This is a genomic window from Algibacter mikhailovii (assembly GCF_014651495.1).
Lineage (GTDB): Bacteria > Bacteroidota > Bacteroidia > Flavobacteriales > Flavobacteriaceae > Algibacter_E > Algibacter_E mikhailovii.
In genome coordinates, this window is record NZ_BMWZ01000004.1 from 108,743 (window position 1) to 121,912 (window position 13,170).

Consider the following 13,170-nt stretch of genomic DNA (forward strand, 5'->3'; position numbering starts at 1 on the left):
ACTTTACACTTTAATGAAAGTACACTTATTAATAAAACTCAGCTTAGAAAACGGCTTTATCAAAAGAATAATCATTGACATAACTTCAACCTATAGTCATCAATTACCCTACCATTCTAGGCTAACTGCTCATATGTCAGTGAACTCCCAAATATAAAAATAAAAAAGCTGCTTTCTAAAAAGAAAGCAGCTTTTAATATTTTAAAACGATACCTTTTATTTTTTCAAAAAGTCGTTAACTTGATCTGGATTCATTATTGACTCAACAAACATGTAAGCTCCTGTTTTTGGAGACTTAACCATTTTGATTGCCTTTGTTAATCTTTTAGATCCTGTTTGTAATGATGCTACTGATTTCTTTGCCATGATCTATAATTATTTAATTTCTTTATGAACTGTCATACGCTTTAAAATAGGATTAAATTTTTTAATCTCCATTCTATCTGGCGTATTCTTTTTGTTTTTTGTTGTAATATATCTTGAAGTTCCTGCTTGCCCAGACTCTTTGTGCTCCGTGCACTCTAAGATTACTTGAATTCTGTTACCTTTCTTTGCCATGTCTTTTTCCTTTTAAATACAGCTTTTATTTTAAAAACCCTTTAGATTTTGCTTCTTTAATTGCCGCAGATATACCAACCTTGTTGATTGTCTTTAATGCAGATGTAGAAACTTTTAAAGTTACCCATTTATCTTCCTCTGGAATGTAAAAACGTTTCTTAACTAAGTTCGCGTTAAATTTGCGTTTAGTTCTGTTTAATGCATGAGACACGTTGTTTCCAACCATGGCTTTCTTTCCTGTAAGTTCACAAACTCTTGACATTCTATATAACTTTAAATTCTTTGTTGCTTAAAATCGAGGTGCAAATATACAAATTCTTTATATTATGACAACCTAATTTTTATCAATTTTTAAAAATTTCTTTTAGAAGCATTTCTAAGGCCTTATTTACAGCTTTATTTATCACCTTAAGTCTTGAATTTCCAAAGTTAAATTCTTTGGAGTAAACTTCAGCATTTGTAGCAATAGCAATATATACCGTACCAACCTCAGCATCTGAATCTCCTTTTGTTGGACCAGCATTTCCTGTGGTTGCAACAGCATAGTCTGATTGAAATAATGCTTTAGAATTTATTGCCATAGCTTCAGCTACTTGAGCACTAACCACAGAATGGGATGCAATATCAGCTTCTGAAACCTTTAAAACATTAATTTTTGATTGCGTTGAATAGGTTACAACCCCACCCTTAAAGAATGTAGACGCCCCCGAATTGGAAGTAAATCGTTCCGCCACAGAACCTCCGGTACAACTTTCTGCGATAGCAAGTGTACGATTGCGTTTTGTAAGATGTTTTGCTATAACAATCTCAACAGACCCATCTTCATCCTCTAGACCGGCATACTCCTCCTTTATTAGAGGTATTACTTTATCTATTTGACCTTGAACATCCAATTGCAATTGAGCCTCATCAAAGCCCTTTGTAGATAATCGCAAGCGCATCTTTCCTAAGTTTGGCAAATAAGCGAGTTTAATATGTTTTGGTAATGCATCTTCCCAGGACTCAATCCTTGCGGCTAAAGCACTTTCGCCCAAGCCATAAACTATTAGCGTTTTATGAAGAATATAGGGACAGTTATACCTCTCCTTCAATTTTGGTATCACTTGCTTACATACCAAAGCTTCCATTTCATAAGGCACACCTGGTAACGAAATAAATGTTTTTTCACCCTTTTCAAGCCACATGCCGGGAGCGGTACCTAAGGTATTCATTAAAGGTTTGGACTTAGAAGGTATCAATGCCTGATCTTTATTGACTTGAAGCAACTCTGTTCGCACATGTTGTTTCCAAATAGATTCTATATTTTTTAGAACGCTACTATCTCTTATAAGCGTATCATTAAAATATTCTGCTATTGTTTTTTTTGTGATATCATCCTTTGTTGGCCCAAGACCGCCTGTACAAATAATAATATCAGCCCGTTGCTCGGCTTCTCCCAAAGCCTGCAAAATATGTACTTTATCATCTTGAATGGAAGTAATTTGATAAACCGAAACCCCTATTTTATTAAGTTGCTTGGAAATAAAGGCAGAATTGGTATCTACAACTTGACCAATAAGAAGCTCGTCACCTATAGTGATGATTTCTGCTAACATTACAAACCAAAATCAGTTTTTATTTCAGCAGTAGCTTTATCTACCGCAGAAATAACAATGGCTAACTGGGTTGAAATATCCAAGCCCTTTTTTTCAAACTTACCCCAGTCTTGTACTTCTATTAATGTATCTAACACCCCAAGTTCAAATAAATCAACCGTTGGTTTCATTTTATGAGCTGCTTGATAGGCGTCATAATAATCTTCTGCAGCCACGGCCTTTTTAAGACGTTCAGCATCAACAGGGACTTCTTCTATAAAAGCTGCCGCTAAAGCTCCCACAAAATCCTCATCATTATCTGCCAATTCCCTCACTCTAAATAATTTATAATGCTGTTCCATTTTTATTTAACTATTATTGAAAACAATTCTTTTTCTTCTATAAATCCTTTTAATCTATCATTAGCCATCACTTTGCCAACTCCAGCTGGTGTACCTGTAAATATAATATCTCCTATCTTTAAAGTAAAATATTTCGAAACATATTCTATTAATTCATCAATTTTCCAAAGCATGTGGCTCGAATTTCCATTTTGTACAATTTCATCATTCTTTTTTAAGGAAAATTGAATGTCATTTACATCCTGCAACTCATTTTTTGGAATCCATTGTCCTAATACAGCGGCTCCATCAAAGGATTTCGCCTTTTCCCACGGCAATCCTTTCTCTTTCAATTTGCGCTGTAAATCACGTGCCGTAAAATCTATGCCTAAGCCAATCTCATCATAATACTTATGAGCAAACCTTTTATCAATATGCTTACCTAATCTATTTATTTTCACTAGAATTTCTACTTCATAATGCACATCATCAGAGAAATCAGGAATAAAAAAAGGCTGTTTTTTCAATAAAATTGCTGTATCAGGCTTTAGAAAAACTACTGGATCCTCAGGCTTTTCATTTTCTAACTCCTTTATGTGTTCGGTATAATTTCTACCAATGCAAATAAGCTTCATTTTGATTAAAAATTTAAATTTGGCTTTTAGTACATAAAATCTCTAATATGCTTGCCAATTTACACACCCCTATCCTAACTTATTATTAAAACTTCTTAATTTAATTGCTGTCAACACCTTTTTAGTGTACAACGGAAAATCAGCATTTAACAACCAGCCAAAATAACCTGGTTCCTTTTCTAAAACCTCTGTAACCAATTTACCCTTATGTTTCCCAAATGAGAAGCATTCAACGCCTTCCTTATTATAAGCTATAAATCCAGCAAAATCTGCAAATCTTTTTCTTGAACTAAACTCGGCTAAAAACTTAGTATTGTTTTCTAATTCTTTATACTTAGCAACTTGAGCTTTCAAAATTTGATAAGTGGCATTAGTATCAGCTTCAGCACTATGCGCATTCTCTAAACTTTCATTACAATAAAACTTATAAGCTGCACTTAAGGTTCGTTGTTCCATTTTATGAAAAATAGTCTGTACATCAACTGCCAATCGATTTTTCATATCAAAATCTATATCAGCCCTCAACATTTCTTCAGCCAATAACGGAATATCAAATCGGTTGGAGTTGAATCCTCCCAAATCAGAATCCTTAATCATATTATAAATATCTTTAGCCAATACTTTAAAGGTAGGTTCATTAGCAACTTTCTCATTAGAAATTCCATGAATAGCAATTACTTCTTCCGGAATTTGCATTTCAGGATTGACCAACCACGTTTTACTTTCTTCAGTGCCATTAGGAAATACCTTCAAAATAGAAATTTCAACAATACGGTCATGAGTTATATTGATGCCGGTTGTTTCTAAATCAAAAAAACAGATGGGCTTACTAAGGTTTAATTGCATTAATTCTAATGTTAAATAATTTTTTGTAAAAGTAAAAAAACCCAACTTTTAAAAGGTCAGGTTTAACTTTTGTTTATTCTTTTAATTTAGATTTCCCTATTGACATCCCAAGCTTCCAAATAATCTTTAACTGCTTTAACAAACATACCTCCTAGAGCTCCGTTTACCACGCGGTGATCATAAGAATGGGATAAAAACATTTTGTAACGAATACCAATAAAATCACCTTCTGGCGTTTCAATAACTGCAGGCACCTTGCGTATTGCTCCTAATGCTAGAATACCAACCTGCGGCTGATTAATAATAGGTGTCCCCATAATACTTCCAAAAGACCCCACATTGGTTACAGTGTATGTTCCACCTTGAATTTCATCTGGTTTCAACTTATTCATTCTAGCTCTTTGCGCCAAATCATTTACTTGTTTGGTCATACCAACCAAATTAAGTTGGTCTGCATTTTTTATAACAGGAACTATTAAATTACCATCAGGCAATGCTGCTGCCATTCCAAGGTTAATATTTTTCTTTTTTATAATAGACTCTCCTTGAAGGGAAATATTCATCATTGGATAATCACGCAAAGATTTCGCAATAACCTCCATAAATATAGGTGTGAATGTTAAATTTTCACCATCGCGTTTTAAAAAGCTTGCTTTGGCTTTTTTCCTCCAATTCCAAATATTAGTAACATCAGCCTCGATAAAACTTTGAACATGCGCAGATTTTTGTAAAGAATCAACCATGTGATTAGCTACTAACTTACCCATTCTGGTCATTTCAATAATCTCATCCTCTCCATTTGAAATCTGAGCTGGTGCTTCGGTCTTAACTTTTTCAACAGGCTTGCTTTCAACAACTGGTTGCTCTTCTTTTACAACTGCCTTATTTTGGTTATTGTCGTTGTTTTGAATGTAATCTAAAATATCATTCTTAGTAACACGCCCATCCTTTCCTGTCCCTACAATAGCATCTAAGGCCTCCGGAGATACACCTTCTGCTTTGGCTATATTCTTTACTAAAGGCGAATAGAATCTATCGCCACTCGATAACACTGGTTGCACAGCATCTTTAACTATGGCTATCGTTTGTTCCACCTGTTCAACAGCTTTTTGCTCATCCTCCGTAAGCTTTTCATCCTCTGCACTAACCGCGGATTCAGTCTCACTCTCATCACCATCTATCTCTAATATAGCGACAACCTCACCAACCTGCACCACATCATCAACATTAAAACAACGTTCAATTAAAACACCATCAACTTCACTAGGCACTTCACTATCTACCTTATCTGTAGCAATTTCTAATACAGGGTCATCCATATCAATGGTATCCCCTACCTCTTTTAACCAAGATGTAATTGTTGCCTCGGCAACACTTTCTCCCATTTTCGGTAACTTCAGCTCAAACTTTGCCATATCAATAAAATAATACTAGTTTTTTAATTTAATTTTGCAAAATTAATAAAAATACACATCAAAACACTCCAAATAATCAAAAAACAACAACTTCACCTCTACTGATGGCATTGTCACTTCCAATGATAAAATTAGAACCTTTTGGGCGTATTTTATAGGTTACTAATTTACCCATATTAGCGTAATTAGTATTCATGAATTCTATAATTTCTTTGTACTTAAGCACATTTGCATTAAAAATTAACTCCGTTTCCTTTTTAAGAACACCTAGGTCCTTTAGGCCTGGCTTAAAAACTAAATCAGTGTTTAATACATATTTCACTTCTTCATCCATTTTATCAGATACATAAACATACTGACTCACCTGCTTTGTTTTTTGTTCTACGGGTTTTCTAAACACATAAACAAGTTTGATACCTGCCCAAACTAAACAATCAAAAAGGACATTCTTTTTAAAATGTTTTTTATAAAAAATTTGCATGGCACCATAGAAGCGTTGGGCATAGTTTTTATCTCTTAAAGTACTTTCCCCTTTAAAATGCAAAACAGTGGTTTCGCCGAAATAATAATTTGAATACCCAGCTTTTAAAGCCTTATATGAAATATCTATATCTTCACCGTACATGAAATAATCTTCATCAAAGCCTTTTATTTCGTTATAAACCGACTTTTTTAAGAACATAAAAGCACCTACTAAAATAGCGACTTCACCACTTTCCTTAGCGCTAATCGAATTTTCATAATACTCATCAGTTTGCCCTATTAATTTCTTTAAAGCCCCTTTTACAAAAGGTATTTTACGTTTACTTTCTGGTAAAAAAGCGCCTCGCCCATCAATTAATTCGCAACCAACAATGCCAACGTTATTTTTAGTTTTTACAAATTCTAATACTTTAGAAAAGGTATCTTCAGACACCACAGTATCTGGATTTAAAATACAGAGATACTCGCCTTTTGCTTGTAAAACTCCAATATTATTTCCTTTGGAAAACCCATAATTACACGTATTTGCAATAACCTTAACATTGGGAAAAAGGGACCTCACCATAGTGCAGCTTCCATCCTTTGAATCATTATCAACAACAATAACCTCAGCATCAATATCATGAATAGCCGCTTCAACACTTTTTAAGCAAAGCTCTAAAAAGTACCGAACATTATAATTCAATATAACTATGGATAATTGCAAAATAGAATGACTTTAAATTTTAATAGAAGATTCAAATGGAATTCTATTAACAATACTTCGACCTAGAGTAATCTCATCTGCATATTCTAATTCATCACCTACAGAAATGCCACGTGCTATCGTAGACGTAATAATACCAAAATCTTGAATGCGTTTAAAAATATAAAAATTAGTCGTGTCACCTTCCATGGTAGAACTCAAAGCAAAAATTAGCTCTTTCACCTCGCCTTTACTTACCTTGGTCACTAAAGATTCTATATTTAAATCATGAGGACCAATGCCATCCATTGGAGAAATTTTGCCACCCAAAACATGATACAAGCCTTTGAACGAGCTTGTGTTTTCAATAGCCATAACATCTCTTATATCTTCAACAACGCAAACAACCTCCTCATTTCTATTAGGGTTTGAGCATATTTCGCAAAGCGCAACATCACTAATATTATGACAAGACTTACAAAACTTCACCTCATGACGCATATTTTGCAAAGCCTCGGCCAAACCAATTGTTTGTTCCTTAGGCTGCCTGAGCATATGCAGAACTAAACGCAGTGCCGTACGCTTACCTATACCTGGCAATTGCGACATTTCATTTACTGCGCGTTCTAATAATTTTGAAGAAAATTCCATATCGGCGAAATTACTATTTACACTCCAATTTCACTAATTTACTTAACTCTTTTAATAATTACGAAGGTCTTGTTATTTAATATTTGTAATTTTCAATCGCAAAAAAGTTTATTTCATGACGGCCACACAAATCCTACTGCTCATACTTGCTTATTTTATTGTTCTTATTCTAATCTCTTATTTTACAGGCAAAGAAGACAGTAATGCCGCTTTTTTTAAAGCGAACAAATCTGCGCCTTGGTATTTAGTGGCTTTTGGAATGATTGGGGCATCACTTTCTGGGGTAACCTTTATTTCTGTCCCAGGTGCAGTTGAAGCAAAACAATTTGGCTACTTACAAGTTGTTTTTGGTTATTTTTTTGGCTACCTCGTTATTGCCTATGTTTTACTGCCTATTTATTACAAACTAAACTTAACATCTATATATACGTATTTAAAAGATCGCTTTGGAAATGTTAGTTATAAAACAGGTGCTATTGCCTTCCTGATATCAAGAGTTGTTGGTGCCGCCTTTAGGTTGTTTTTAGTAGCAAAAGTGCTACAACTGTTAATCTTTGACCAATTTCATATTCCATTTACCATAACCGTAATCATTACCATTGCATTAATCTGGCTATATACCTTTAGAGGCGGTATTAAAACCATTATTTTCACAGATACATTACAAACCTTATTTATGCTTATTTCGGTAGTAGTTACTATTACCTTTTTATCTGAAGCCCTAAATTTAAATAGCATCTCTGAAATTTACAACAGTGTTAAGGACAATGCTATGAGTAAAGTATTTTTCTTTGATGACATTAACAATCCTCAATATTTTATCAAAAGTTTTCTGGCTGGAATGTTTATTACCATTACCATGACAGGGCTTGATCAGGATATGATGCAAAAAAACTTAACCTGTAAAAACCTAAAAGAAGCGCAGAAAAATATGGTGTCCTTTAGTGTGGTTTTGGTTTTTGTAAACATACTATTCTTAGTATTAGGTTTATTATTAACTGAATATGCCAATCAGCATGGCATTACGGCTAAAAAAGATGATTTATTTCCAACAATTGCTATGTTGCCGGAAATTGGGGTAATGACTTCGGCCTTCTTTTTATTGGGTCTTATCGCTGCTGCTTATTCTAGTGCCGATTCAGCATTAACCTCTCTAACAACGTCATTTTGTATTGACATTATTGAATTGGATAAAAAACCGCAATCGTCTCAAAAACGTGTTAGAAAACAAGCTCATGTTCTTATAAGTCTCATCTTGGTGGTTGTTATTGTACTATTTGATTCCATTTTTAAAGATGTCTCCGTGATATGGGAATTGTTCAAGGCGGCAGGTTACACCTATGGACCGTTGTTGGGCTTATTTGCTTTTGGTATTTTTACAACAAAACAGATCAAAGACCATTATGTATGGATTATAGCCATTATTGCTCCTATACTTTCTTATGTGCTAAATACGTATTCCATGCAGCTATTAAACGGGTACCAAATAGGTTTTGAAATATTAATAGTAAATGGCATATTCACTTTCTTAGGACTAATATTGATTCGTAGCAAGCAAAACTAAAGTACAGGCCTCTTCAAAGGGAATATTCTTTTTACGTAATACCGCATAAAATTCAGGGTTTTCTGTGCCTGGATTAAAAATAACCCGTTTTGGATTAAGGGAAATAATATAATCATAATAACCAGGCTGCCTTTTAGGATTTAAATAGAGCGTTATGGTATGCACATCTTGATAGGCTTTCAACTCAGTATCAATAGTTGCGCCTTCCACTTCCCCTGCCTTTAAACCAAAAGCCAATACGTCATATTTATTCGCCTTAAGCCTTTGGATAGCATAATTTGAATATCTATTTGGTTTTAATGATGCACCTAAAACTAAAGTTCTTTTATTCATAAAAGTTAAAAAAATGTTAAGTCAAACAAAATACAGTAACAGAATACAATTAAACACGTCTATCAAGTAATCAATCTAATCATCAATCAAAACTAATGAAAAATCTTATTGTCTATTGTATGCTTGTACTTACAATTACAGCCAACGCGATCACTAATCCCGATCCAAATGCCGAAAAAACTGGAACCATTACTGGTAAAGTTTTAGACGCTACTTTAAAACAACCCTTACCATATGTGAATGTAATCATCAAAAATCCCTCAGGAGAAACCTTAACCGGAGGTATTACTCTTGATGATGGTACTTTTAAAATTGGTAAAGTGGCCGAAGGCAACATTGTAGTCAGTATTCAATATATTGGATACAAAACCTACGATAAAACCCTTACTATAGGAAAAGGGAATTTTAATATAAATATGGGAGACATATTTCTTGAAGAAGAAGCTGAAGGCCTAGATGAAGTTACTGTCATTGCAGAAACTTCCACAATTCAACAAAAAGTAGACCGGAAAGTTATTACTGTAGGTAAGGATTTAATTACCGCGGGGCCAACTGCTAGCGACATTATGAACAACATACCTTCAGTAGGTGTAGACCCGCAAACGGGAAACATAAGTCTTCGTGGTAATGAAAATGTTAGAGTTATGATTGATGGTAAATTCACAAATGTACCAATTGCTCAATTGCTGAAACAAATACCTACAACCTCCATCAAACAGATTGAATTAATAACAAACCCTTCAGCAAAATATAACCCTGAGGGCATGAGTGGTATAATTAATATTAAACTTCATAAAAACACCCAATTAGGTTTTAATGGAAGTCTGAATGTTGGAGTTACAAATGACGTATATGCAAAATTCAATAGCTCTATAAACATGAATTATCGTCAAGGAAAATTTAATTTTTTTGGTAATTATGGTAATAATATTTCCAAACAAAATAATTTTGGTACAATTAATCGTATTGATGATGGTTCTATACAAGACTTTAATGGTACAAATAAGAACAAATCACATCTTTATAAACTAGGGGTCGATTTTTATTTGAATGATAGAAATACCCTATCCTTTTTTACAAATCAAAATAAGTTTAATGGTGAAGGCGATAGTGTCACAGACCTTACTTTTCCCAGTAGCGCCGTTCAAACTCAAATATTTCATAATGATTCAGAAAATAACTCCAGACAATACAACTTTGCATACAAGCATGATTTTGTAAAAGAAGGTGAAACACTAGAAATAGAGGCTAATTTTAATGACTATGAAGGTCAAGAACTAGCCGATTTTAATTTTATCAATTTCACTTTTCCTACAGATTATAATGACAATGTCAATACCAATAGAGATAGAACAACAATAAATGTTGATTACGTAAACCCACTAAAAGATGACACTAAACTTGAGGCTGGCTTGGAAGCCAGATTATTCAATTCTGTAATAGGTTACAGCTCAACAGGAGAAACTTTTAATGGTGAAGGCGATATTATACCAACACCTAGTACCGATTTTGATTACAAAAGAGACATTTATTCAGCATATGCTACCTATTCCAAAAAATACGAAAAATGGAACTACCAAGTTGGTCTTCGTGCCGAACAAGTATTTGTTAACGCGGATGCTTTAAGAACATTTGATGATAATAGTACAGAATTGTACCCATTTGAAAACAATTACTTTCAAGCCTACCCTTCAATTTTTATTGGTTATCAACCATCAGAAAAAAACAACTATCAGTTTAGTGCAAGCAGAAGAGTAGACCGACCAGGTTTAAATCAGGTAAATCCAATTAGACAATGGAATACCCCTAGAGTTTCCTCTTTTGGAAACCCACAACTAGAACCGCAATTCACCAATTCTGTTGAAGTAAATTATATTAGAAATTTTGAAAATGGTAGCATTACCTCAGGCGTGTTTTATAGATTTATTCAGGACAATATTAACCGATACCTCAGTATTGACCGCAGAGATATAACTTCAGGAAACGTAATACTATCCTATAATAATTTTGAGAACACATCAGCATATGGTATTGAAGTATCTTCAAATTACCGACCAACAAAATGGTGGAGTTTTAATGCTAGTTTTGATTTGTATTCACAAACACAAATAGGCATCACGGAGTATCTTGATACTGAAGACATAGAAAATGCAACACCCGAAGATATTGTGAGACAGGATATAGAAGTAGATAATGTTGTTTGGAACCTAAGAATGTTTAATAACTTCAAGGCCACTAAAAATCTAAGCTTTTCCCTATTTGGGATGTATCGTGGAGAATCTGTAGGTATCCAATATACAAGAAAACCTATGTTCATGGTAAACACAGGTATGCGTTATAGTTTCTTAAAGGACAATAGAGGAACGCTTAGTTTAAGTTACAATGATATTTTTAGAACCATGCAGTATGAATTTGAAAGTCGCACCCCGTTTCCTGCAGAAGGCGTTTTTAATTTTGAAAGTAATACAATAAATATTTCATTCAATTACCGTTTTGGTGGTGGAAAATACAAAGCTTTAAAAAGAAAACAGCGCGCTAATGATGAGCAAACTGGAAGTAGTGGCTTTTAGATTGCTAAGTAGACATGACATTTAATAGCCTGCTATAATAGTTGATGGTTAGTGTTAAAGTATGGTTATTAATAAGAAACTCCGAAGTCATTTAACTTCGGAGTTTTGATTTTTACTAATAGCAATACTATTACTATGTTAAAGTTTTAATTCTGTCACAATAATTTCTGCAATAAAACGTTATACGAATATACAATCTAGCTAATAACGAATGAAGTAATTATTTAAGAGTTAGTCGTCTACACATAAAATATTCGTTAACAGATTAGTATAAAAAAACTCGAAATTTAATATTTCGAGTTTTTCTTTTTTATGTTAAAAAACGTTAAATAATTTATATCGGTGCAATATTTTTCAAAATATTGCGTCTAATACATTGAGATTCTTCACATTAGTGTTAATTGAAGTTGATTAATAGCTAGAAAAAACCGAAGCGCGTGCGATTCGGTTTTTTCGTTTTACACAACGTAATACTTTATTCTAAGCCCACTTAATTATAGCACTTGCCCAAGTAAATCCACTACCAAAGGCAGCCAAGACCACATTATCACCAGATTTAATCTTACCCTCTTCCCAGGCTTCAGTGAGCGCAATAATTACAGAAGCGGCAGTAGTATTACCATATTTCATAATATTATTAAATACCTGATCATCTCTGAGTCCAAACTTTTTCTGAATAAACTGAGCGATTCTTAAGTTGGCTTGATGCGGTATTAACATATCAATGTCTTCTTTCTGCAAACCAGTTTTCATCAAACCTTCAATAATAACCTCACTAAAACGTACCACAGCATGTTTAAATACAAATGTACCATCCATATAAGGGAAATAAGAAATGTCTTCCTCTTCCGATTCTAATATTTCAGGAACCCAATGCGCTATACTTGGCGAAGCCACAATTAATTTATCGGCATATTTACCCTCACTATGTAAATGTGTTGATAAAATCCCCTTACTATTATCCTCTTCTCTACTCAATACACAAGCACCTGCTCCATCGCCAAATATCACCGTCACGCCCCTGCCTCTAGTAGATTTATCAAGACCATTACTATGATATTCAGCTCCTATTACGAGTATATTTTTGTACATGCCTGTTTTTATAAACTGATCGGCCACAGAAATGGCATACACAAAACCAGAACATTGATTCCTAACATCTAAAGCGCCAATGGTTGGCATATCTAACATATCTTGAATTTGCACCCCGCAACCTGGAAAGTAATAATCCGGACTAAGCGTGGCAAACACTATAAAATCAATATCATCTTTTGTTAAACCAGAACGTTCTATGGCAATTCTAGCAGCCTTAGCGCCCATTACAGCCGATGTATCTTCAGATCCATCAGGAATCCACCTGCGCTCCTCTATTCCCGTGCGTTCTTGAATCCATTCATCACTTGTATCCATGATTTTAGATAAGTCATGGTTGGTCACTATATTTTCTGGAACATACTTACCTAAACCGGTAATCTTTGAATTATACATACTGTCATCTTTATTGGTTAACCAAAA

The 13,170-nt window shown here is 34.0% G+C and carries 14 protein-coding genes; 2 read left to right on the plus strand and 12 right to left on the minus strand.

The window, feature by feature from the left end; all coding sequences use genetic code 11:
- Positions 1 to 216: 216 nt before the first annotated feature.
- From IE051_RS09185 to recR, 10 genes are all read right to left on the minus strand, one after another.
- A complete protein-coding gene (locus IE051_RS09185) occupies positions 217 to 366 on the minus strand; it encodes a DUF4295 domain-containing protein (RefSeq protein WP_189360490.1) in 150 nt (49 codons plus the stop codon).
- 9 nt (positions 367 to 375) lie between these two features.
- On the minus strand, positions 376 to 558 hold the full coding sequence (gene rpmG, locus IE051_RS09190) for a 50S ribosomal protein L33 (protein ID WP_129016606.1): 183 nt from the start codon (positions 556 to 558) through the stop codon (positions 376 to 378).
- Between the two features lie 25 nt (positions 559 to 583).
- The gene (gene rpmB, locus IE051_RS09195) at positions 584 to 820 is read right to left on the minus strand and encodes a 50S ribosomal protein L28 (protein WP_189360491.1); all 237 of its coding nucleotides are present in this window, start codon (positions 818 to 820) and stop codon (positions 584 to 586) included.
- Between the two features lie 82 nt (positions 821 to 902).
- Positions 903 to 2,153 carry a competence/damage-inducible protein A gene (locus IE051_RS09200; RefSeq protein WP_189360492.1) on the minus strand — a complete coding sequence of 417 codons (1,251 nt, stop codon included), beginning with the start codon at positions 2,151 to 2,153 and terminating at the stop codon, positions 903 to 905.
- Positions 2,153 to 2,494, minus strand: a complete 342-nt coding sequence (locus tag IE051_RS09205; protein WP_189360493.1) for an Hpt domain-containing protein — start codon at positions 2,492 to 2,494, stop codon at positions 2,153 to 2,155. The genes IE051_RS09200 and IE051_RS09205 overlap by 1 nt, the downstream gene beginning before the upstream one ends.
- 2 nt (positions 2,495 to 2,496) lie before the next feature.
- Positions 2,497 to 3,108: a fumarylacetoacetate hydrolase family protein gene (locus IE051_RS09210; RefSeq protein ID WP_189360494.1), complete on the minus strand. Its 612-nt coding sequence runs from the start codon at positions 3,106 to 3,108 to the stop codon at positions 2,497 to 2,499.
- Positions 3,109 to 3,177: 69 nt separating this feature from the next.
- Positions 3,178 to 3,954 (minus strand): 3'-5' exonuclease, encoded by a 777-nt coding sequence (locus tag IE051_RS09215; protein ID WP_189360495.1) that lies wholly within the window; start codon positions 3,952 to 3,954, stop codon positions 3,178 to 3,180.
- Between the two features lie 86 nt (positions 3,955 to 4,040).
- Positions 4,041 to 5,369 (minus strand): dihydrolipoamide acetyltransferase family protein, encoded by a 1,329-nt coding sequence (locus IE051_RS09220; RefSeq protein ID WP_189360496.1) that lies wholly within the window; start codon positions 5,367 to 5,369, stop codon positions 4,041 to 4,043.
- A 76-nt stretch (positions 5,370 to 5,445) separates the two neighbouring features.
- Positions 5,446 to 6,558 (minus strand): glycosyltransferase family 2 protein, encoded by a 1,113-nt coding sequence (locus IE051_RS09225; protein WP_189360497.1) that lies wholly within the window; start codon positions 6,556 to 6,558, stop codon positions 5,446 to 5,448.
- A gap of 12 nt (positions 6,559 to 6,570) precedes the next feature.
- On the minus strand, positions 6,571 to 7,188 hold the full coding sequence (recR, locus tag IE051_RS09230; protein ID WP_189360498.1) for a recombination mediator RecR: 618 nt from the start codon (positions 7,186 to 7,188) through the stop codon (positions 6,571 to 6,573).
- Positions 7,189 to 7,303: 115 nt separating this feature from the next.
- On the opposite strand from recR, the gene IE051_RS09235 reads away from it, so the two are divergent.
- Complete coding sequence (locus tag IE051_RS09235) at positions 7,304 to 8,752, plus strand: sodium:solute symporter (RefSeq protein WP_189360499.1); 1,449 nt, start codon at positions 7,304 to 7,306, stop codon at positions 8,750 to 8,752.
- Here the strand turns inward: IE051_RS09235 and IE051_RS09240 are convergent.
- Positions 8,723 to 9,085, minus strand: a complete 363-nt coding sequence (locus IE051_RS09240) for a CoA-binding protein (protein WP_189360500.1) — start codon at positions 9,083 to 9,085, stop codon at positions 8,723 to 8,725. The genes IE051_RS09235 and IE051_RS09240 overlap by 30 nt on opposite strands.
- Before the next feature lie 95 nt (positions 9,086 to 9,180).
- On the opposite strand from IE051_RS09240, the gene IE051_RS09245 reads away from it, so the two are divergent.
- Positions 9,181 to 11,655, plus strand: coding sequence for a TonB-dependent receptor (locus IE051_RS09245; protein ID WP_189360501.1), 2,475 nt, complete (start codon positions 9,181 to 9,183; stop codon positions 11,653 to 11,655).
- Positions 11,656 to 12,135: 480 nt separating this feature from the next.
- Here IE051_RS09245 and IE051_RS09250 read toward each other — a convergent pair whose 3' ends face one another.
- Complete coding sequence (locus IE051_RS09250; protein ID WP_189360502.1) at positions 12,136 to 13,143, minus strand: 3-oxoacyl-ACP synthase III family protein; 1,008 nt, start codon at positions 13,141 to 13,143, stop codon at positions 12,136 to 12,138.
- Positions 13,144 to 13,170: the final 27 nt, after the last annotated feature.

Bases quoted from the DNA above. Each gene is read 5' to 3' on its own strand.
- IE051_RS09185 (WP_189360490.1), bottom strand. From the start codon at position 366: ATGGCAAAGAAATCAGTAGCATCATTACAAACAGGATCTAAAAGATTA.
- rpmG (WP_129016606.1), bottom strand. From the start codon at position 558: ATGGCAAAGAAAGGTAACAGAATTCAAGTAATCTTAGAGTGCACGGAG.
- rpmB (WP_189360491.1), bottom strand. From the start codon at position 820: ATGTCAAGAGTTTGTGAACTTACAGGAAAGAAAGCCATGGTTGGAAAC.
- IE051_RS09200 (WP_189360492.1), bottom strand. From the start codon at position 2,153: ATGTTAGCAGAAATCATCACTATAGGTGACGAGCTTCTTATTGGTCAA.
- IE051_RS09205 (WP_189360493.1), bottom strand. From the start codon at position 2,494: ATGGAACAGCATTATAAATTATTTAGAGTGAGGGAATTGGCAGATAAT.
- IE051_RS09210 (WP_189360494.1), bottom strand. From the start codon at position 3,108: ATGAAGCTTATTTGCATTGGTAGAAATTATACCGAACACATAAAGGAG.
- IE051_RS09215 (WP_189360495.1), bottom strand. From the start codon at position 3,954: ATGCAATTAAACCTTAGTAAGCCCATCTGTTTTTTTGATTTAGAAACA.
- IE051_RS09220 (WP_189360496.1), bottom strand. From the start codon at position 5,369: ATGGCAAAGTTTGAGCTGAAGTTACCGAAAATGGGAGAAAGTGTTGCC.
- recR (WP_189360498.1), bottom strand. From the start codon at position 7,188: ATGGAATTTTCTTCAAAATTATTAGAACGCGCAGTAAATGAAATGTCG.
- IE051_RS09235 (WP_189360499.1), top strand. From the start codon at position 7,304: ATGACGGCCACACAAATCCTACTGCTCATACTTGCTTATTTTATTGTT.
- IE051_RS09240 (WP_189360500.1), bottom strand. From the start codon at position 9,085: ATGAATAAAAGAACTTTAGTTTTAGGTGCATCATTAAAACCAAATAGA.
- IE051_RS09245 (WP_189360501.1), top strand. From the start codon at position 9,181: ATGAAAAATCTTATTGTCTATTGTATGCTTGTACTTACAATTACAGCC.
- IE051_RS09250 (WP_189360502.1), bottom strand. From the start codon at position 13,143: ATGTATAATTCAAAGATTACCGGTTTAGGTAAGTATGTTCCAGAAAAT.